This is a genomic window from Paraburkholderia sp. GV068 (genome assembly GCF_003058125.1).
In the GTDB taxonomy this organism is placed as follows: domain Bacteria; phylum Pseudomonadota; class Gammaproteobacteria; order Burkholderiales; family Burkholderiaceae; genus Paraburkholderia; species Paraburkholderia graminis.
This window is the reverse complement of sequence record NZ_QBUB01000007.1, coordinates 322,326-342,530: the sequence shown is the minus strand read 5'-3', so window position 1 is coordinate 342,530 and position 20,205 is coordinate 322,326. Positions and strand designations below refer to the sequence as shown.

13 protein-coding genes are annotated in these 20,205 nt (G+C 65.3%); 9 read left to right on the top strand and 4 right to left on the bottom strand.

The window, feature by feature from the left end:
* Positions 1–2: 2 nt before the first annotated feature.
* Positions 3–2,180 (bottom strand): TonB-dependent siderophore receptor, encoded by a 2,178-nt coding sequence (locus tag C8K18_RS17275; RefSeq protein WP_374710188.1) that lies wholly within the window; start codon positions 2,178–2,180, stop codon positions 3–5.
* A 242-nt stretch (positions 2,181–2,422) separates the two neighbouring features.
* On the opposite strand from C8K18_RS17275, the gene C8K18_RS17270 reads away from it, so the two are divergent.
* The 3 genes from C8K18_RS17270 (at position 2,423) to C8K18_RS17260 (ending at position 5,671) form a co-directional block, all read left to right on the top strand.
* The gene (locus tag C8K18_RS17270) at positions 2,423–3,694 is read left to right on the top strand and encodes an MFS transporter (RefSeq protein ID WP_107708479.1); all 1,272 of its coding nucleotides are present in this window, start codon (positions 2,423–2,425) and stop codon (positions 3,692–3,694) included.
* A 138-nt stretch (positions 3,695–3,832) separates the two neighbouring features.
* Entirely contained in the window at positions 3,833–4,477 is a 645-nt protein-coding gene (locus C8K18_RS17265; RefSeq protein ID WP_006051161.1) for a pyridoxamine 5'-phosphate oxidase family protein, read from the top strand.
* Between the two features lie 99 nt (positions 4,478–4,576).
* Positions 4,577–5,671: an asparaginase gene (locus C8K18_RS17260; protein ID WP_107708531.1), complete on the top strand. Its 1,095-nt coding sequence runs from the start codon at positions 4,577–4,579 to the stop codon at positions 5,669–5,671.
* A 61-nt stretch (positions 5,672–5,732) separates the two neighbouring features.
* On the opposite strand, the gene C8K18_RS17255 is transcribed toward C8K18_RS17260, so the two are convergent.
* Positions 5,733–6,707 carry a chemotaxis protein gene (locus tag C8K18_RS17255; protein ID WP_006051159.1) on the bottom strand — a complete coding sequence of 325 codons (975 nt, stop codon included), beginning with the start codon at positions 6,705–6,707 and terminating at the stop codon, positions 5,733–5,735.
* 369 nt (positions 6,708–7,076) lie between these two features.
* Between C8K18_RS17255 and C8K18_RS17250 the strand changes: the two genes are divergently transcribed.
* Positions 7,077–7,646, top strand: a complete 570-nt coding sequence (locus tag C8K18_RS17250; protein WP_107708478.1) for a DUF4142 domain-containing protein — start codon at positions 7,077–7,079, stop codon at positions 7,644–7,646.
* A 95-nt stretch (positions 7,647–7,741) separates the two neighbouring features.
* Positions 7,742–8,767 (top strand): aldo/keto reductase, encoded by a 1,026-nt coding sequence (locus tag C8K18_RS17245; RefSeq protein ID WP_006051157.1) that lies wholly within the window; start codon positions 7,742–7,744, stop codon positions 8,765–8,767.
* Positions 8,768–8,893: 126 nt separating this feature from the next.
* Here the strand turns inward: C8K18_RS17245 and C8K18_RS17240 are convergent, their stop codons facing one another.
* Positions 8,894–9,637 carry an SDR family oxidoreductase gene (locus C8K18_RS17240; RefSeq protein WP_006051156.1) on the bottom strand — a complete coding sequence of 248 codons (744 nt, stop codon included), beginning with the start codon at positions 9,635–9,637 and terminating at the stop codon, positions 8,894–8,896.
* 129 nt (positions 9,638–9,766) lie between these two features.
* On the opposite strand from C8K18_RS17240, the gene C8K18_RS17235 reads away from it, so the two are divergent.
* The 4 genes from C8K18_RS17235 (at position 9,767) to rfbC (ending at position 19,181) form a co-directional block, all read left to right on the top strand.
* Positions 9,767–10,663, top strand: coding sequence for a LysR family transcriptional regulator (locus C8K18_RS17235; RefSeq protein WP_006051155.1), 897 nt, complete (start codon positions 9,767–9,769; stop codon positions 10,661–10,663).
* Between the two features lie 191 nt (positions 10,664–10,854).
* Complete coding sequence (gene uvrA / locus C8K18_RS17230; RefSeq protein WP_258196138.1) at positions 10,855–16,797, top strand: excinuclease ABC subunit UvrA; 5,943 nt, start codon at positions 10,855–10,857, stop codon at positions 16,795–16,797.
* Between the two features lie 730 nt (positions 16,798–17,527).
* Positions 17,528–18,523 (top strand): GlxA family transcriptional regulator, encoded by a 996-nt coding sequence (locus C8K18_RS17225; protein WP_006051153.1) that lies wholly within the window; start codon positions 17,528–17,530, stop codon positions 18,521–18,523.
* Positions 18,524–18,629: 106 nt separating this feature from the next.
* Positions 18,630–19,181: a dTDP-4-dehydrorhamnose 3,5-epimerase gene (gene rfbC, locus C8K18_RS17220; protein WP_006051152.1), complete on the top strand. Its 552-nt coding sequence runs from the start codon at positions 18,630–18,632 to the stop codon at positions 19,179–19,181.
* Between the two features lie 50 nt (positions 19,182–19,231).
* On the opposite strand, the gene C8K18_RS17215 is transcribed toward rfbC, so the two are convergent.
* A complete protein-coding gene (locus tag C8K18_RS17215; protein WP_053857858.1) occupies positions 19,232–20,122 on the bottom strand; it encodes a DMT family transporter in 891 nt (296 codons plus the stop codon).
* Positions 20,123–20,205 lie beyond the last annotated feature (83 nt).

Sequence of the window (20,205 nt, the reverse complement as noted above, 5' to 3'; positions counted from 1 at the left end):
CGTCAGAACGAAAACGTCGTATTCAACATCACGAGCCGCGCTTCGCCGACCGCGATAATCAGATTGCTGTTGCTCGACGGATAGTACGTTTTGTCGAACACGTTCTTCACATTCAGTTGCACATGCGTCGGGATCTTGCCGATCTTCGTGTCATAAGCGGCGAACAGGTCTGCCACGACATAACCTGGCAACGTGAAGCTGTTGGCCGTGTCGCCCGGACGCTTGCTCACTAGCCGCGCGCCGCCGCCAAAACGCCATTGCCCCGGCAGATACGGCAGCATCGTGTCGTAGACGGCGAAGACACTGCCGGTATGGCGCGCCGCATTCACGAGGCGCGTGCCGTTGTCGCGGTCGGTTGCGTTCGTGTATGCATAGCTGCCGATCACGCTCACGTGCTGCGTGACCCGTCCGGCCACATCGAGCTCGATGCCGCGCGACCTCGCGCTGCCCACCGTTTCCGTCGTATCGCCGACCGTGACCGCCACATTGTTCTTGTCGATCTGATAGACGGCGAGCGTGCCCGTGATGCCATGTGCGTCGAACTTGAGGCCCGTTTCATAGACGCGCCCACGCTCCGGCGCGAGCGGCTCGCTCACTTGCGTGGCGACGTTCGGCACGAACGATTTGCTGAAGTTCGCGTACGCGGACAGCGCCGGCGTGAGCCGGTAAACGAGGCCGAATTGCGGCAACCACACCTGCCCATGCGAGTGATCGGCGATCACGAACGGACGGCCCACGCCCGACAGTTGCTGCCAGTTCTCCCAACGCAGGCCGCCGACCGCGATCAGCCTGTCGGTCAGATGAACCGTGTCTTGCGTCACGACGGAATAGGTATGCACCTTCGACAAGCTGTCGCTCTGCGTCGCGCTCGGCGTGCCGCCCGGCGACAGTTGTCCATAGACGGGGGCGAACAGATCGAAGCCCGACACCGCCTTGCCGCGTATCGTGTCGCCGCGGAAGCTGCGCTGACGCTCGTACTCACCGCCGACGTACAACTCGTGACGCATGCCGCCGAGCTTCAGATTGCCGAGCACGCCGACGGTCGCGATTTCGTCGGAATCGTTGCGCTGCAGGTTCGCATCCGACGAGCGGCTCATGATGCCGGTCCTGCTGTTGAACGCCGTCGCGCGCGTGATGTACTGGTCGTAGCGGTCGCGGCTCCATCCGTAGGTTGCGCGCACGCGCCATTCGTCGGAAAAGCGGTGTTCGATTTTCGCGCGCAGCGTTTCCTGCTCGCCTGAGTTTTGTGCCCACGCTTCTTCATAGCGCGTGTAACGCAAGGCATCGTCGGGATGACCGTTGACGAGCACCGTGCCGCGGTCGAACGGCGTCGTGTAGTCGACGTACTGGTAGCTCACGTCGATCGACGTATTCGCGTCGTGCCACGACAGCGACGGCGCGATCAGCGCGTCGCGCTGGCGTCCGAAGCTGCGCCAGTAGCGCGCGGTGTTGTACTCGCCGGTCAGGCGAAACGCGAGCGTGCCGCCCGCGACCTGGCCCGCTTCGCCGATCGGGCCGGTGAGGTCGAAGCTCGTGCCGCTGCCGCGATGGCTCGTGTAGTTCGCGGAGACCGAGCCGTGAAAAGTGTCTTCCGGTTTGCGCGTGATCAGGTTGATCACGCCGCCTGGCTCCTGAATGCCGTAAAGCAGCGAAGCGGGGCCCTTGAGCACTTCGACGCGGTCGATCGTCGCGAGATAGTTGTGAAGCGTCGGCGAGCGCATGCCGTCGACGAGAATCGAGCCGTCGTCGTTCGAGCCGAAGCCGCGCTTGATGAACGCATCGCGCGTTCCGCCGAGCGTGTTCGTTTGCGTGATGCCGCTCACGTTGCCGAGCACGTCGTCGAGCGTGCGCGCCTGCTGGTCCTGCATCACGCTCGAGCTGACCACCGCGACGGACTGCGGAATGTCGCTGATTTTCGTCGCGATGCCGCTCGCGGTTTCACTCGTGCGCGGACGATAACCGGCGGTCGGGTCGGCGAGCGCGGCGGCCTGCACGGCGACCGCCGGCAGTTCGGTGGGGGCGGCGGTCGAGGCGGCGGGCGGGGCGCTCGCGGCATCCGGCGAAGCGGCGGCGGCGAGTGCGGCGGGCGCGGTCGCCATGTACATCAACATCGAAAGGGGAATGCGGAGGCCGCGGCGGCGAAAGCGGCCTGGCGGCACGGAGGTTTTGACGAAGCGCATGGATGGTTTGAACGACAGATTCCTGGACGACGCGTATCCCGCACCAGAGCGGCCGGGCAGCTCAGCGGCGTCGGTTGTTATTAAGGATGCGAGAGGATAATGTAAATGAGAATGATTATCAAATGAAAACATAATGACGCGGACTCGCGGATGCCCACCGCGCCAGCAAGACCGGCTGCGTTGCTCTAAACTAGCCGCCGCTCACGCCAGCCACGCCAGCCACGCCAACACTCACGACCTCGATGCCTCCCGTTCCCGCCGACTCCAGCGACACCGCCGATTCCTCCTCCGTCAGCCTGCCGAAGCAACCGGCGTTTCAACGCTTCTGGTGCACGCGCATTCTCTCGTCGCTGTCGTTCCAGATGCTCGCGGTCGCGATGGGGTGGCACATCTACGCGCTCACGCACAGCGCGTTCGCGCTCGGCCTCGTCGGACTCGCGCAGTTCCTGCCGATGTTCCTGCTGACGCTCGTCGTCGGTCACTTCGCGGACCGCTACGATCGCCGGCGCATCGCGGCCATCTGTCAAAGCCTCGAAAGCGTCGCGGCATTGCTGTTCGCGTGGGGCACCTTCGGCGGATGGATCAGCGCACCCGTGATTTACGTGCTCGCTGCCTGCGTGGGCGCGGCGCGCGCGTTCGAATCGCCGGCGGTCGCGTCGTTGTTGCCCGGCGTCGTGCCGCGCGGACAATTGCCCAAGGCGACGGCGTGGGCGACCTCGGCGAACCAGACCGCGCAGATCGCCGGTCCCGCGCTCGGCGGTCTGCTTTACGGCATCGGTCCGGGCGCCGCTTATCTCGCGTGCACGCTGTCGTTCGCCGCCGCGGCCACAGCCGTGTGGGGCATTCCGCTGCGCGCGAAGCCGGCGAGCCGCGCGCCCGTCACGCTCGAATCGGTGTTCTCGGGCATCGCCTTCATTCGCAAGCAACCGGTGATACTCGGCGCGTTGTCGCTCGATCTGTTCGCGGTGCTGTTCGGCGGCGCGACCGCGCTGTTGCCGGTGTTCGCGCGCGATGTGCTGCATACCGGGCCGCTCGGGCTCGGCCTGTTGCGCTCGGGCACCGCGATCGGCGCGCTCGCGGGCACCATCTGGCTCGCGCATTTTCCGCTGCGCAACCGGCCGGGCGCGGCGATGTTCGGCGGCGTGATCGCGTTCGGCGTGGCGACGCTCGTGTTCGGCATGTCGCATCAGTTCATCGTGTCGCTGCTCGCGCTGATGGCGCTCGGCGCGTCGGACACCATCAGCGTCGTCGTGCGTCTGTCGCTCGTGCAGCTTCGCACGCCGGATGAAATGCTCGGACGCGTGAGCGCCGTCAATTCGCTTTTCATTGGCACATCGAATCAATTGGGTGAATTCGAATCGGGTGTCACGGCCGGCTGGTGGGGCGCGCGAACGGCGGTGCTGGTCGGCGGCATCGCGACGATCACGGTCGCCTTGCTGTGGATGAAGCTCTTCCCCGAACTGAGGAACACGCGTTCGCTCGAACGCGAAGAGGAACTGGCGCCGAGCGCCTGAGCGGCGCGCGGCTTTGCACGGCGCGCTATTCTCGTTCGATGAGAAGCGGCTTCTCGTTCAGGCCGGCTACCGCGCCACGGCTCATGCGCGTAAGGTTGAGCGCGTCACTTGCGGGAATGCCCGCCAAGGAGCCGTTTCATGACACACCCTGACTCGCACCAGCACGCTTATCCGAGCGACATCGCGTTCACGCCCACGGTCAAGGCATTGCAAAGCCGCAACGGTTCGCGCGATGCGTATGCGCGGATGGAAGAAGAACACGGCTGGCAGACGCGTCTCACGCCCGACGTCGCGGGTTTCATCGAGCAGCAGACGAGCGTGTTTCTCGCGACCGTCAGTTCGGAAGGGCAGCCGTATATCCAGCATCGCGGCGGTCCCGCCGGTTTTCTGCGCGTGCTCGACGATCACACCATTGCGTTCGCGGATTTTGCAGGCAACCGGCAGTACATCACGGCCGGCAATCTCGCGGAAAATCCGAAGGCGCATCTGTTTCTGATGGACTATGCGCATCGCCGGCGCATCAAGATCTGGGGCGAGGCGCGCGTGGTCGACGACGATCCCGCGTTGCTCGCGAAGCTGATGCCCGAGGGTTACAAGGCGCGCGGCGAACGCGTGATCGTGATGACGGTGCGCGCGTGGGACGTCAATTGTCCGAAGCATATTCCGCAGCGTTTCGAAGCGGCGGATGTAGCCGCCGCATTGCAGGAACGCGACGAGCGCATCCAGCAACTCGAGGCGCAAGTGGCCGAGCTTAAACGCGAGGCAGCGGTTCGCGGCGATTGATGCGCGCGCACTCGTTCCGTAGAATCGTGGCGCTTAGCGCGTGACATATGACGCTTGCTTGCAAGCGCAACGATTCGCGCGATCACGAGGAGAATGCGCATGAGTCTGCACACCACGGAGCCGATCGCGGCGACCGTTTATCGCGGCAATTCTGTTGAAAACACGCACCGCGCGCATGTCGCGGTTGTCGATGCCGCCGGCCGCCTGCTGTATTCGTTCGGCGATCCGTCGCGCGTCACCTTGGCGCGTTCCGCCGCCAAGCCGGCGCAAGCGCTCGCGGTGCTGGAAACCGGCGCGCTGGAGCGCTTCGGTTTCGACGATGCGGACCTCGCGCTGATGTGCGCGTCGCACAGCAGCGAGCCGCGTCACATCGAACGTGCGCGCGGCATGCTCGCGAAGGCGCAGGCAAGCGAGGCGGATCTTCGCTGCGGCGGTCATCCGCCGCTCTCCGATGCCGTGTACGCGGACTGGATCAAACGCGATTTCAAGCCGGGCGCGGTGTGCAGCAACTGTTCGGGCAAGCACGCGGGCATGCTCGCCGGCGCGCGTTCGATCGGCGCCGCGCTGAGCGGTTACGAAGAGCCGGATCATCCGTTGCAAGTGCGCGTGAAGCACACGGTCGCGGACGTCTGCGATCTGCCGGACGAGGGCGTGCAATGGGCGATCGACGGATGCAATCTGCCCACGCCGGCCTTTGCGCTGGACCGTCTTGCGCGACTCTTCGTCAAGCTGGCCGCTGCCGAGGATGAAGTGTCCTCCGGTGCTTCCAACGCTGAGCCTACTTCGCGCACGGCGGCGCTCGCGCGCATCTATCGTGCGATGACGGCTTATCCGGAACTGGTGGCAGGAGAGGGCCGCTTTTGCACGCTGCTGATGAACGCGTTCGAAGGCGCGCTGGTCGGGAAACTCGGTGCGGACGGCAGTTATGCGATCGGCGTGCGCGCGTCGAAGCAGACGGCGGCGCACACAGGCAAGGAGGGCGCGCAAGGCGCACTCGGCATCGCGGTGAAAGTCGAGGATGGCAACGTCAGCGTGCTATACGCGGTGGTCGCCGAAGTGCTCGCGCTGCTCGATATCGGCACGGCCGGACAGCGCGCGAAGCTCGACGCTTTTCATGCGCCCAGAACGTTCAACACGATGGGCGTCGCGACGAGCCGCGTCGTGTTTTCGGTTGCGCTCGCCGCGGCTCGGTAAAGCGGGTGTGCGTCGTTAGTGCTGGCTCGGCGCGGCGCGGCCGCGCGGCCGCTTCACATCGTCACGCAGCAGCCTCAGCCGCGGACATCAGCGCAGTACGTATCGCATGCGCGAGCTCGCCCGCCTGGAACTTGGCGACATAGCCGTTTGCGCCAGCGTTCTTCACATGCGCCTCGTTGGCCGCGCCCGTCAGCGACGAATGGATGATCACCGGAACGTCGCGCATCCGCTCATCCGCCTTGATCTGGCGCGTCAGCATGAAGCCGTCCATCTCGGGCATTTCGAGGTCGGTCAGCACCAGCGCGATGCTGTCCTTCACGCGCACGCCATTGGCCTCGGCTTCTTCCGCGACCTGCTGCAAGGTCTGCCACGCCTCTTCGCCGGTCTTGGTCATCACGAACTCGGCGCCGATCGCGGTCAACGCCTGCTCGATCAGCTTGCGGGCAAAGCCGGAGTCGTCGGCGGCAAGAATCTTCGCGCCTGGGCGAATGCCCAGCGCATCGCCCACCGACGTCGGGTCCACGCTCGGATGCTGCGACGGGAACACGTCGCGCAGCACCTGCTCGACGTCGATCACCTGCGCGAGCCGCGAGTCGCCCGTATTGCCGTCGATCCGCGCAATGCTCGTGACGAGATTGCCGCCGGCCGCGCCTTCCGCGGACAGCACCTGATTCCATTCGAGGCGCACGATGTCGTCGACTTCCTCGACCGCGAACGCCTGCGTCGAGCGCGCGAATTCGGTGACGAGCAGGATGTTCAGGCCGCGCGTGGGCTCGCAGCCCATCAGCCGCGGCAGGTCGATCACGGGAATGATCTGCCCGCGAATATCGACCGCACCCATCACGAACGGCGACGAACCGGCGATCGGCGTGACCGGCGGCATCGTCGAAATTTCGCGCACCTTGAACACGTTGATGCCGTAAAGCTCGTGCGCGTCGCTGCCGGGCACCGAGCCGAGACGGTACAGCAGCAACTCGAATTTGTTGGAACTGGTCAGGTTGGTGCGTTCGTCGTGCGCGCGGTTATCTACTGCCATCGAATCTCTCCGGGATTGCGGTGCGTGGGCGCGCGCTTGCGTTGGTTGATGCCGACGCGCTTCTTACTTTCTGTTATCGGCGCGGCTGCCGAAAAATTCAGCGGCTCGCCGGCTTTTGCTGGCAATCCCTGGGTGCGCGCGGTTTTCGCTCACGAGCGGACGGCATTCGTGTGAAGGTTACCTAACGTTACACAAGCGACAGCGTCGTATCACATGGCATCGGGCGCGGCTTCTAGAATTTTTTCCGACGATCGAATGCGGCGCTTTGCGGCGCTTCACGGCAGCAGACGAGCCGGCCGCGGCCTCTCGCGCTCACATGTCCTCGCGCGCCGCATCGTTGCCGTTTCGCTTCCAATCCAAGGAGAACGTATGACCCGCTTGCCTCTCGCCACCATCACGAGCGCCTGCATGGCCAGTCTGCTGATGCTCGCCGCTTCCGCCACGACGGCCAGCGCCCAGACGGCGCCCGCCGCCGCGCCGGACGCGGGCCGTCTGCATGCCGCCGACCAGACGTTCATCGCCGAGGGCACGCAGGCCGTCGCCACGCAACGCGATGCCGCGCGCATCGCGACGTCGCGCTCGACCGACCGCGACGTGAAGGCGTTCGCCGAGCGCGTCTCGGCCGACAACGCCAAAATCACCGACGCGCTGCGCGCGGCCAGCCCGCGCGGCGTCGACGTGCCGAAGAACGACCCCGACACGGCAGTGCTGGCGAGCATCAACAACCTGCGCGGCGCCGAGTTCGACAAGACCTATATCGAGCAGGTCGCGCTGGCCGGCGAGCAGAAGGCGCTGTCGGCGTTCCAGGCGGAAATCGCCTCGGGCCGCGATCCGCTGTTGAAGGATGCGGCGAAGAAGGCGTTGCCTGTTCTGCAGGAGCATTACGCGATGGCGCAGGAACTGGCGCAACGCAAGCACCTGCCGGCAGCAGCGCACTGAGTTTGCGGAGGCGGGCGACGCCGGCGACGCGTCCGCGCCGACCGGCGTAAACTGAACCTCCGTTCAAACGACGGCTATGCCACGGAGATTCATCAATGGAATACAGACATCTGGGTGCGTCCGGTTTCAAGGTGCCGGTGCTGAGTTTCGGCACGGGGACGTTCGGCGGCAAGGGCGAATTTTTTGAGGCGTGGGGCGCGACCGACGTCGCCGAAGCGCGCCGTCTGATCGACATCTGTTTCGATGCGGGCGTGACGATGTTCGACACCGCGGACATCTATTCGCGCGGCGCATCCGAGTCGGTGCTCGGCGAAGCGCTCAAGGGCAAGCGCGACAAGGCGATCCTCTCGACCAAGGCGACCTTTCGTTTCGACGACGGCCCGAACAACGTGGGCTCGTCGCGCTTTCACCTGATTCAGGCGGTCGACGCGGCGCTCAAGCGCCTGCAAACCGACTACATCGACCTCTTTCAGTTGCACGGTTTCGACGCCCGTACGCCGGTCGCCGAAGTGCTGTCCACGCTCGACGACCTGGTGCGCGCGGGCAAGATCCGCTACACGGGCGTGTCGAATTTTTCCGGCTGGCATCTGATGAAGTCGCTCGATACCGCCGACCGCTACGGCTATCCGCGCTACGTCGCGAACCAGACGTATTACTCGCTCGTCGGCCGCGATTACGAGTGGGAGCTGATGCCGCTCGGCATCGATCAGGGCGTGGGCGCGGTGGTGTGGAGCCCGCTCGGCTGGGGACGTCTGACGGGCAAGATCAAGCGCGGCCAGCCGCTGCCGCAGCAGAGCCGCTTGCACAAGACCGCCGACATGGGCCCGCCGGTGCCGGAGGACTACCTGTTCCGCGTGCTCGACGCAATCGACGAGATCGCCGTCGAAACCGGCAAGACCGTCCCGCAGATTGCGTTGAACTGGCTGTTGCAGCGCCCGACGGTGTCGACGGTGCTGATCGGCGCTCGCAATGAAGAGCAGTTGCGGCAGAACCTGGGCGCGGTCGGCTGGAATCTGACGCCCGAGCAGGTCGCGCGGCTCGATGCGGCGAGCGCGGTGCGGCCCGCTTATCCGTACTGGCATCAGGAAGGATTCGCCGAGCGCAATCCGAAAGCGGTTTAAGCGGGCGAGTCGGGGCGCATTTTTAGGTGCGTTGGTTGCCGGTGCCGCTTCCGCAGCGCCCGAAACCAACGCGCGCCTCAACCCTCAATGCGCAACCCTCAATGCCCAACCCTCAATGCCCAACCCTCAAGCCAGCCCGCCGTTCGCGCGCAATACCTGGCCGTTGACCCAGCCGGCCTGCGAACTCGCGAGGAACGCCACCACCGAAGCAATATCCTCCGGTTGCCCGAGGCGCTCGAGCGGCGGCATCTTCGCGAAGTGCTGGATCTGCTCCTGGGTCTTGCCGTCGAAAAAGAGCGACGTCGCGACCGGCCCCGGCGCGACCGCGTTCACGGTGATGTTGCGCCCGCGCAGTTCCTTCGCGAAGACGTGCGTGAACGTTTCGACCGCCGCCTTCGTCGCGCTGTAAATCGCGTAACCCGGCATGTTCAGCGCGACGGTCGTGCTCGAAAAGTTGACGATGCGCCCGCCGCCGTTCATGCGGCCCGCCGCTTCGCGCAGCGTGTTGAAAGTGCCGCGCACGTTGATGTCGAACGTGCGGTCGTACAACTCGTCACTGGTGTCGGCAAGCGGCGTCGGCTGGATCACGCCCGCGTTGTTGACCAGCACGTCGACCTTTCCCAGTTGCTGCTCGGCTGTCTCGAACATGCGGCGCACGTCGCCGGCTTTCGACACGTCCGCCTTGACCGCGATCGCCCGGCCGCCCGCCGCCTTCAGTTCGGCGACGAGCGCTTCGGCTTCGTTCGAGCTTGCCGCGTAATTGACGACGACGGCGAAACCGTCGTTCGACAGACGGCGTGCGATGGCCGCGCCGATGCCGCGCGAGGCGCCGGTCACGATGGCGATCTGGGCGTTTGTTGTCGTGTTCATGATGCGTTTCCTTGTCGGTAGTGGATCGGTGAGTGAATGATGAACACTTTCTGTTCTGAGATAATCGGGCCGGCCTCACCATCATCATTCCACTTGCTTTAACAAAACGAACCAAAGGGCACGCCAAACATGGACCGTTTCGAGGAAATGCGCGTTTTCGTGCGGGTGGCCGAGCGCCAGAGCTTCACGCGCGCGTCCGACGACCTGCAGATACCGCGCGCCACCGTCACCAATCTCGTCAAGCGGATGGAGGAGCGGCTCGGCGCGCGGCTGCTCGAGCGGACCACGCGCACGGTTCGTCTGACGCCGGACGGCCAGGCGTACTACGGCCGCTGCGTGCGGCTGATCGCCGATCTGGAGGACGCCGAAGGCTCGTTCTCGAACCTCGCGCCGAAGGGCCTGCTGCGCGTGAACCTGCAAGGCACGCTCGCGCGCCACTTCGTCGTGCCGTCCTTGCCGGCGTTTCTGACGCGCTACCCGGACATCGAACTGACGATCGGCGAAGACGACCGGCTGGTCGATCTGGTGCGCGAGGGCGTCGACTGCGTGCTGCGCGCGGGCAACCTGCAGGATTCGTCGATGGTCGGACGGCGCGTCGCGCAACTGCCGCAAGTCACGGTAGCGAGCCCGGCCTATCTGGAAAAATACGGCGAGCCCGCGGACCCGTCGGCGCTCGCGGCGCACCGCGCCGTCAACTATGTGTCGAGCGCGACCGGCAAGCCGGTGCCGCTGGAATTCAGCATCGAAGGACGCAATACGCCGATGCTGCTGCCGGGCGCGGTGTCGGTGACGGGCGTCGAACTCTACACGGGCTCGGCGCTCGCCGGGCTCGGCATCGTGCAGGTGCCGCGCTACCGCGTGCGCGACGAACTCGCGGCGGGGCGCCTGAAGATCATCCTCGCCGGCTTCCCGCCGCCGTCGCTGCCGGTGTCGGTGCTGTATCCGCAGAACCGGCAACTGTCGTCGCGGGTGCGCGTGTTCGCGCAGTGGCTGCGCGACATCTTCGAGACGGCGGCCACCGCGTAAGCGGCGTAGTTCGGGACCCGTGCGCCTACGCAAACGCGCATGCGCGGCTCGTGGAAAACTGTATAGATATACAGTATAGTGTCCAACTGCACGCGAGCCGCGGCGCGAACGCCGCCGCTCCGTTTGCACCGAACTTGCGCGGTCGCGAGGCGTCCGTGAGAGGTGGTCCACTCATTCAGACGGTCGAAAAATTGTCATCCAACGGCATTATCAAGATTCGCGGCGCGCGCCAGCACAACCTGAAGAACGTCGATCTCGACGTCAAAACCGGCGAAATGACGGTCGTCACCGGGCCGTCCGGTTCCGGCAAGTCGAGCCTCGTGTTCGACACGCTTTACGCGGAAGGGCAGCGGCGCTACGTCGAAACGTTTAGCGCTTATGCGCGGCAGTTCCTCGACCGCATGGACCGGCCGCAGGTCGACCGGGTGGACGGCGTGCCGCCCGCCATCGCGATCGACCAGACCAACCCCGTGCGCAGTTCGCGCTCCACCGTCGGCACCATGACGGAGCTGAACGACCACCTGAAGCTGTTGTACGCGCGCGCGGCCGAGCTGTTCGACCGCAAGACGGCGCGCCAGGTGCGTCACGACACGCCGGAGACCATTTACGCGGAATTGCTCGAACGCACGGCCGGCAGCGATCCGCGGCTCGTCGTCACGTTTCCGGTCGAGTTGCCGGAGTCGGCTTCCGAGCAGGAGGTCGAGCAATGGCTGTCGGCAAGCGGCTATACGCGCGTGCAGGCACAGCGCGAGGTCGATTCGCCCACCGGCAAGCGCAAGCTGCTCGATGTGGTCGCCGACCGCTTCCGCGTGGCGCAGGCCGACAAGCAACGGGTGGTCGAGGCGATCGAGGCGTCGCTCAAGCGCGGCGGCGGGCGCGTCAATATCTACGTGTTGCCGCCGGCTTCAGACGCGCCGCTCGCGCCCGAGGCGCAGCCGGCCGAGCCGGAACTCTGGCGCTTCTCAACGGGGCTGCATAGCCCGGAAAGCGACCTGCGCTATGCCGATCCGCAGCCGGCGCTGTTTTCGTTCAACTCGGCCTACGGCGCGTGCGACGTCTGCCGCGGCTTTGGCCGCGTGATCGGCGTCGACCTCGGCCTCGTGATCCCGGACGCGCGCAAAACGCTGCGCGACGGCGCGATCAAGCCGATGCAAACGCCCGCGTGGAAGGAGTGTCAGGACGATCTGATGCGCTACGCGGCGAAGGCCGACATCCGCCGCGGCACGCCGTGGGGCGAACTGACGGACGCGGAGCGCGACTGGGTCATCAACGGTTCGCCGGACTGGAACGGCAAGTGGCAAAGCCAGTGGTACGGCGTCAAACGCTTCTTCGAATATCTCGAATCGAAAGCGTACAAGATGCACATTCGCGTGCTGCTGTCGAAGTACCGCAGCTACACGCCGTGCGAAACCTGCGGCGGCGCGCGTCTGAAAACGGAGTCGCTGCTGTGGCGTCTCGGCAGCAAGGCTAATGCGGACCAGGTGCTGGCGCCCGCGCAGCGCTTCATGCCGCGCGGCGTCGAATGGAATCGCGCGCAACTCGAGGCGCTGCCGGGCCTCACCGTGCACGACCTGATGCTGATGCCGATCGAGCGCATCCGCCGCTTCTTCGACGAAATCAGCTTGCCGAGCGCGCTGCTCGACGACGCGCTCAAGCTGCTGCTCGCCGAAGTACGTACGCGCCTCAAATATCTGTGCGACGTCGGGCTCGGTTATCTGACGCTCGACCGGCAAAGCCGCACGTTGTCGGGCGGCGAAGTGCAGCGGATCAATCTGACCACGGCGCTCGGCACGTCGCTCACGAAAACGCTGTTCGTGCTGGACGAACCGAGTATCGGTCTGCATCCGCGCGATCTGAACCGGATCGTGGAGGCCATGCATCGTCTGCGGGACGCGGGCAATACGCTCGTGGTGGTGGAACACGACCCGTCGGTGATGCTTGCGGCGGACCGGCTGATCGACATGGGGCCGGGGCCGGGCGAGCGTGGCGGCTCGATCATTTTCGACGGCGCGCCCGAGTTGATCCGTTCGTCGGGCACGCTGACCGGCGAGTATCTCGGCGGGCGCCGGCACGTCGCGGACGCGGCGCACTGGTCGCAGCGCCCTGTGGACGCGAGCACGCCGAGCATCGTGCTGGAAGGCGCGACCGAGCACAATCTGCGCGACGTTACGGTGGAAATTCCGTTGCAGCGGCTCGTCTGCGTGACGGGCGTGTCGGGCTCGGGCAAGTCGACGCTGTTGCAAGACGTGCTGTACCCGGCCATGGCGCGGCATTTCGGCCTCGGCACCGAATCGCCGGGCGCATTCCGCAACCTGACCGGCGCGGATCAGGTTACCGACGTGGTGTTCGTCGACCAGTCGCCGATCGGCAAGACCGCGCGCTCGAATCCGGCCAGCTACGTCGGCGCGTTCGACGAAATCCGCAAGCTGTTTGCGAAGGCGCCGCTCGCGCAACAACGCGCCTACGGGCCGGGCATGTTCAGCTTCAATTCCGGCGACGGACGTTGCCCGACTTGCGGCGGTTCGGGTTTCGAGCACATCGAAATGCAGTTTTTGAGCGACGTGTACCTGCGCTGTCCGGACTGTGACGGGCGCCGTTACCGCGCGGAGCTGCTCGAGGTGAAGATCGAGCGCGGCGAACCGGCGCGCGCATTGAGCATTGCCGACGTGCTGGAGTTGACCGTCAGCGAAGCCGCCGCGTACTTCGCGAACGACGCGGAAGTGTTGCGCGTGCTGCAGCCCATTGTCGACGTCGGCCTCGAATATGTGAAGCTCGGTCAGCCGGTGCCTACGTTGTCGGGCGGCGAAGCGCAGCGGCTCAAGCTCGCCGGCTTTCTCGCCGAATCGGCCCAGGCGCGCAGTGCGCGCAGCGCGAAGCAGGCCGTCGCCAAACGGCTTTTCATGTTCGACGAACCGACCACGGGCCTGCATTTCGACGACATCGCCAAGCTGATGCAGGCGTTCGGCAAGCTGCTGGCAAGCGGCCATTCGCTGATCGTGATCGAGCATAACCTCGACGTGATCCGCGCGGCCGACTGGATCATCGACCTCGGTCCCGAAGGCGGCGACGGCGGCGGCCGCGTGCTGTGCGCGGGCACGCCCGAGGACGTCAAGCGCTGTGCCGAATCGCATACCGGTGTGGCGCTGCTGCAGTACGACCGCGCGATGAACGCGGCGACGGAACCTACAGACGCGGCCTCGCAGGGCATCCCGTTGCAGAAGGCGCTGAGCGCGGCGCGCGCGCGGCGTGCGATCGAAGGCGAAGACGTGGTGCGCATCGTCAACGCGCGCGAGCACAACCTGAAAGCGCTGGACGTCGACATTCCGCACGGCAAGTTCAATGTGATCACCGGCGTGTCCGGTTCGGGCAAGTCGACGCTCGCGTTCGACATTCTTTTTCACGAAGGCCAGCGCCGTTATCTCGAATCGCTGAATGCGTATGCACGCTCCATCGTGCAGCCGGCAGGGCGCCCCGAGGTCGATGCCGTGTACGGCATTCCGCCGACCGTCGCGATCGAGCAGCGCCTGTCGCGCGGCGGTCGCAAGAGTACCGTCGCGACCACGTCCGAAGTTTGGCACTTCCTGCGTCTGCTCTATGTGAAGCTTGGCTTGCAGCATTGCATTCACGACGGCACACCGGTTACGTCGCAGAGCGTCGAGTCGATCGCGGCGCAGTTGCTGCGCGACCATAAGGGGCAACACGTCGGCTTCCTCGCGCCGCTGGTGGTGAACCGCAAGGGCGTGTACACCGATCTCGCGAAGTGGGCCAAGGCGCGCGGCAATACGCATCTGCGGGTGGACGGCGAATTCGTGCCGGTCGACCCGTGGCCGAAGCTCGACCGCTTCCGCGAACACACCATTGAGTTGCCGGTCGCCGACCTGATCGTGTCGGCGGACGACGAAGCGCAATTGCGTCATGCGCTCGACCAGACGCTCGAAATCGGCAAGGGCGTGATGCATCTGCTTGCGCCGCTCGACGGCTTGGACCACGCGATGAACGGCGGGCTGCCCACCGCGAAACTCGGCGCCGTGAAAGTGCTGTCCACCAAGCGCGCGTGTCCGGTGTGCGGCACGAGCTATCCGGAGCTCGACCCGCGCATGTTCTCGTATAACAGCAAGCACGGCTGGTGCACGACCTGCGTCGGCACGGGCCTCGCGCTCACGCGCGAGCAACGCGCCGCGTATGACGACACGATCGTCGTCGACGACAATCGCGGCCGTGAACAGAGCTTGCCGTCGGAAGAGCAGGAACCGGAGGGGCTCGTCGACGAACCGTGTCCGGATTGCGCGGGCACGCGGCTTAATCTCACCGCGCGCGCGGTCACGTTCGACGCGCATGCGATCACCGACGTCGCGCAGTGGACCGTGTCGGACACGCGTGCGTGGATCGACGGTCTGCGCATGACCGGGCGCGATGCGGAGATTGCGCGCGACGTGGTCAGCGAAATCGGCAGCCGCTTGCAGTTTCTCGAAGAAGTCGGGCTCGGTTATCTGAGCCTCGACCGCGCGGCGCCGAGCCTTTCGGGCGGCGAGGCGCAGCGCATCCGGCTTGCCGCGCAGTTGGGCAGCAATCTGCAGGGCGTCTGCTATGTGCTGGACGAGCCGACCATCGGCCTGCATCCGCGCGACAACCAGATACTGCTGAACGCGCTGCGCAAGCTCGGCGACAAGGGCAATACGCTCGTGGTCGTCGAGCACGACGAAGATACGATCCGGCGGGCCGATCACATCATCGATATTGGTCCCGGCGCCGGCAAGCGCGGCGGCACGCTGATCGCGCAGGGCAGTGTGGCCGATCTGTCGGCGCAGCCCGAATCGCTGACCGGGCAGTTCCTGGCCTCGCCCATCGTGCATCCGTTGCAGCCGCGCCGCAAAGTCGTCGCGCCGGGCAAGCGCGCGGCGGCGGTGCCGGAGAACTGGCTGACCGTGCATGGCGGCAAGCTGCACAATCTGCGCAACGTGACGGTGCATATCCCGCTGTCGCGGCTCGTCGCGGTGACGGGCGTCAGCGGTTCGGGCAAGTCCACGCTCGCGCGCGACGTGCTGATGGCCAACCTGCTCGACGCGGTTGGGCGTTCGGTGTTGTCGTCGCCGGCTACGCGGCGGGCGCGCGCCGCGGCGCAGGACAAGCAGGCCGCGAATCAGCAGGCCGCGCGCCGTTCGAGCGTACTCGCGCGCAGCGCGCCGCGTGCGCCGCTGAACGTCACGCATGCATGGCATGGCTGCGATTCGATCACGGGTTGGGAGAGCATCGACCGTGTGCTGGAGGTCGATCAGACGCCGATCGGTAAGACGCCGCGCTCGTGTCCCGCCACGTATATCGGCGTGTGGGACGCAATCCGCAAGCTGTTCGCCGGCACGCTCGAAGCGCGGGCGCGCGGCTACACCGCGTCGCGCTTCTCGTTCAATACGGGCGAAGGCCGTTGCCCCGCTTGCGAAGGCCAGGGCGTGCGCACCATCGGCATGAGTTTCCTGCCGGACGTCAAGGTGCCGTGCGACGTGTGCCACGGGCAGCGCTTCAATCCGGAAACGCTGGCGGTGACGTGGCGCGGCAAGAATATCGGCGACGTCCTGACCATGGAAATCGACGAAGCCGTCGAGTTCTTCGCGCCGATCTCGAACATCGCGCACCCGTTGCAGTTGATGAAAGACGTGGGGCTCGGTTACCTCACGCTCGGTCAGCCGTCGCCGACGTTATCGGGCGGCGAGGCGCAGCGGATCAAGCTCGTCACCGAGTTGAGCAAGGTGCGCGACGACGTGACGCGGCGCGGTCAGAAGCCGCCGCATACGTTGTACGTGCTGGACGAGCCGACTGTCGGCCTGCATATGGCCGACGTCGCCAAGCTGATTCGCGTGCTGCATCGTCTCGCGGACGGCGGGCATAGCGTGGTCGTCATCGAGCACGATCTGGATGTGATCGCCGAGGCGGACTGGATCATCGACCTGGGTCCGGAAGGCGGCGTGGGCGGCGGCGCGATCGTCGCGGCCACGGACCCCGAGGGAATCGTGCAGGTCCGCGAAAGTCACACCGGAGCCGCGCTGAGGCCGGTGCTCGAGCGCGTGGCCAACGCGGGCGCCGGCAGCGGCGCAGGCGTCGGTGCTGTGCGCGAACCGGGCGAAGGCACGAACGGCTAGCGCGCCGTTTCCTGCTACACAACGGTCTCACGTCTCGATGGAGAGATGCGGGACCGTTGCCGCCTGTCGTGTCCCTAATTGCGTCGCGAACCGCTCCGCCGACCGGCCATTAACTCCGACGAATCCAGAAAGCGAAATGAAGGATTTTGCGCGTTATTAATCCGACGAATCAAAATTGATGTTTCAAAAGTGAAACATTTTTTGATGCGTCGAAGCGCCGCATATTAACGCGTTAATTCCACGAGTGGAATGCCGCGCGCCTAATTGCCAATAGAAATGGCGCTGATTCGAGACTCGCGAATTACCGATGCAATTAAAAGGGCCAACGTCGGCGGCCCTTGTGTTCAGCTTTGAAACATTTTTCGTCATCGCCCGAATGCGGCCTGAAGCGGCCGATGCGCGGTGAATCGACACGTTACCACAGCGTGGCGTGGAGACGCACGGCGTGTGCGGCTGCGCGGGCCCGCCGCTCGCGCGGACGGTATGTTTTTCCGCTGCATGTGAATGCATTGTCACTTATTACTTGCATCAAATGAGAATATTTTTCGTCGTACTTTTATTCGATGATCATTTCGATAGTTTTCAAATTTACTAATGCGGTTCATTCGGCTAACATCGCTGATAATCTCTGAAGCGGCGTTTGCCGATGTCGAATTGCGATTATCAATTCACTGATATCGTCGGAGCAACGCGCGTCTCGTCCAACCATGTAGACATTTTGAGGAAGACCATGTCCCACATTCACGTCGATTCCGCGAGGGTTACCTGGTTACACACGCCGACCGTCAACGTTCGCACTGCCGCGCGCCGCATCGGCGTGCTGCTGTTCGACGGGTTCTGGCTGCTGGGCCCCGGCACGGTCGTCGAAATGTTCCAGACCGCCAACGAACTGGCCGGCACGCGGCCCGGCGAAGAGCCGCCATATGAAGTGCAGTTCCTGTCGCTCGACGGCGGCAGCGTGCCGAGTTCGTCGGCGGCGCGCATCTGGACCGACCGTATCGACACGCGTTTTGGAACCGGCTTCGACGTTCTCTTCATCGCCGGCGGACACGGCGCGCATCAGGCGGCCCGCGACCAGCGGCTGCTTGGCTGGCTGCGCACGGTGCAGGCGCGCACGCGGGCGATCGAAACCATCGGGGAAGGGCGGCTCGTGCTCGAGGCGGCGAACCCCGGCGACCCGGAAGCGCTGCAGATCAACCGCTATGGCCACGGCGCCGCGGACGCCATCCTGAGCGCGGCGAACGATCGAAACGACTGCGCGCGCAGCGCGCTGATGTTCATCAAGCGCGATCTGGGCGCCGAACTCGCGCGCAGCGTCGCCGAACGCGTGATGCCCGGCATGGCCGCGACCTGGGTGCCGCTGCCGTCCGAGGGCGGAACGCTGAGCGTCGCCGAGAAGATTCGCGCGGCGGCGCGCTGGATGGAAGCGAACTGCGACCGCCCGGTCTCGGTCGCCGACGCCGCGCAGGTCGCCGCCATGAGCGAGCGCAATTTCCTGCGCCGCTTCAAGCATGAAATGCACGTCACACCGTCCGACTATCTGCTACAGGTGCGGCTGCGCATTGCATGCAACTTCCTGACCGAAACCGAACTGCCGGTCGACAAGATCGCGCGTCGCAGCGGCACCGGCAACGGCGACCGCCTCGCCAAGATCTTCCGCAAGCGCATGGCGTTGTCGCCCACCGAATATCGCGCCCGCAGCCGGCTCGCCGCGTCCGAGCTCTGACAATCCAATCAGCGCGCCTTTGAGGCACGCGCGTTTTACAACCGCCACGCGCGAGCGCGGCGGCATCCGGGTGTTTGTCGAGCAGCTTCTTACGGGCACAGTGGCAATGGGCAACCAGGTGTTGGCAACGGCACTACCGGAAGTGAAACTTATCGAACCCGAGGTGTTTGGCGACGAATCCGGTTTCTGTTACGAGAGCTTCAGCGCGGACGAGTTCATGGACGACGTCGCGCGCGGCTTCGAGTTCGTGCAGGACCGGCATCTGCGTGCGGTGCACGGCGTGCTGCGCGGATTGCACTATCAGGTGCAGCGTCCGCAAGGCCGGCTGATGCAGGTCGTGGTCGGCGAGATCTTCGACGTGGTCGTCGACGTGCGGCTCAAGTCGCCCAACTTCGGCAAATGGTGCGGCGCTTATCTGAGCGCGGAAAATCATCGGCAGGTGTGGGTGCCGCCTGGTTTTGCGCACGGCTTCGTCGTGCTTTCCGAGGTTGCCGAGTGTCTGTGGAAGGCGACCGAATACTGGTTTCCCGAACTCGAGCGCTGCATCTTGTGGAGCGATCCGGATATCGGCATTGAATGGCCGATCGGCTTCGAGCCGATCGTCGGCGCGAAGGATGCCGGCGGGCGGCGTTTGTATGAAGCGGAGAACATGGTGTAGGGGCAGCGGGGGTTGCCACCCCGCAACCGCAGCCCTAAGTTCATCTACATCTAACGCCCAGCCGTCACCGCCCCGACGCTCGCGGCGACCACGAGCACCATCCCGGTAATCTGCAAAACGCCCATCGGCTGATGCAATACGATGAAGCCGGCCACCGCGCCGATCGCCGGCTCGACACTCATCAGGATCCCGAACGATCCCGCCGGCATATGACGCAGCGCCACCATTTCCAGCGCATACGGCAAGAGCGGAACGAGTATCGCGAGGCCCGCCGTCGCCACGAGTTGGCCAACTGCGACGTGCATGCCGCTTTCGGCGAGGCCGAAGGGCGTGGCGACGAGCGCCGCCGCGATCAGCGAAACGGACAAGCCCTCTAGTCCGGCAAACAGCTTGCCGGTCTTTTTCATCAACACGATGTAGCTGCCCCAGCCGCAGGCCGCGGCGCATGCAAGCAGGACGCCGAGCGGTTCGCCGACCCAGCCGGCGCCATCGCGCGAGAGCAGCACGACGCCCGCGATGGCGAGCGCCGGCCACAGCAGCGCGCGAGCGCGGCGCACCGCGAACGTCGCGACCGCCAGCGGGCCGAGGAAATCTATCGCCACCGCAAGTCCAAGCGGAATGCGCTGAAGCGCCGCGAAAAAGCACAACGTCATGCCGGCCATCGCGGCGCCGAGCGCGCCCGCGGCAAACCAGTGCGCGCGCGAGTAGCTGCGAAAGCGCGGGCGCACCAGCACCGCGAGCACGAGCGCGGCCCAGGCGAGACGCAGCCATGTCGTGCTAAGCGAACCGTAGACGGCCATCGTCGGTTCGGACAGTGCGGCGCCGAATTGCACGCTCGACATGGACAGCACGCACAGCAACGCGGCGCCGGCTGCGGCACGCGTGGGCTTCGTCATGTTGGGCGTCGGGTCGGCTGCGCACTTGATCGTCGTGTCCTGCATGGGTCCTCTTCGCGTCGATGGGAAAGGTCCACCTATCTTATCGGCTCGCACGCTACTAAGATAAGTTGATATTTCTTATGCAG

Bases quoted from the DNA above. Each gene is read 5' to 3' on its own strand.
- C8K18_RS17260 (WP_107708531.1), top strand. From the start codon at position 4,577: ATGAGTCTGCACACCACGGAGCCGATCGCGGCGACCGTTTATCGCGGC.
- C8K18_RS17265 (WP_006051161.1), top strand. From the start codon at position 3,833: ATGACACACCCTGACTCGCACCAGCACGCTTATCCGAGCGACATCGCG.
- C8K18_RS17240 (WP_006051156.1), bottom strand. From the start codon at position 9,637: ATGAACACGACAACAAACGCCCAGATCGCCATCGTGACCGGCGCCTCG.
- C8K18_RS17235 (WP_006051155.1), top strand. From the start codon at position 9,767: ATGGACCGTTTCGAGGAAATGCGCGTTTTCGTGCGGGTGGCCGAGCGC.
- C8K18_RS17245 (WP_006051157.1), top strand. From the start codon at position 7,742: ATGGAATACAGACATCTGGGTGCGTCCGGTTTCAAGGTGCCGGTGCTG.
- C8K18_RS17215 (WP_053857858.1), bottom strand. From the start codon at position 20,122: ATGCAGGACACGACGATCAAGTGCGCAGCCGACCCGACGCCCAACATG.
- rfbC (WP_006051152.1), top strand. From the start codon at position 18,630: ATGGGCAACCAGGTGTTGGCAACGGCACTACCGGAAGTGAAACTTATC.
- C8K18_RS17270 (WP_107708479.1), top strand. From the start codon at position 2,423: ATGCCTCCCGTTCCCGCCGACTCCAGCGACACCGCCGATTCCTCCTCC.
- C8K18_RS17225 (WP_006051153.1), top strand. From the start codon at position 17,528: ATGTCCCACATTCACGTCGATTCCGCGAGGGTTACCTGGTTACACACG.
- C8K18_RS17255 (WP_006051159.1), bottom strand. From the start codon at position 6,707: ATGGCAGTAGATAACCGCGCGCACGACGAACGCACCAACCTGACCAGT.
- C8K18_RS17250 (WP_107708478.1), top strand. From the start codon at position 7,077: ATGACCCGCTTGCCTCTCGCCACCATCACGAGCGCCTGCATGGCCAGT.
- C8K18_RS17275 (WP_374710188.1), bottom strand. From the start codon at position 2,180: ATGCGCTTCGTCAAAACCTCCGTGCCGCCAGGCCGCTTTCGCCGCCGC.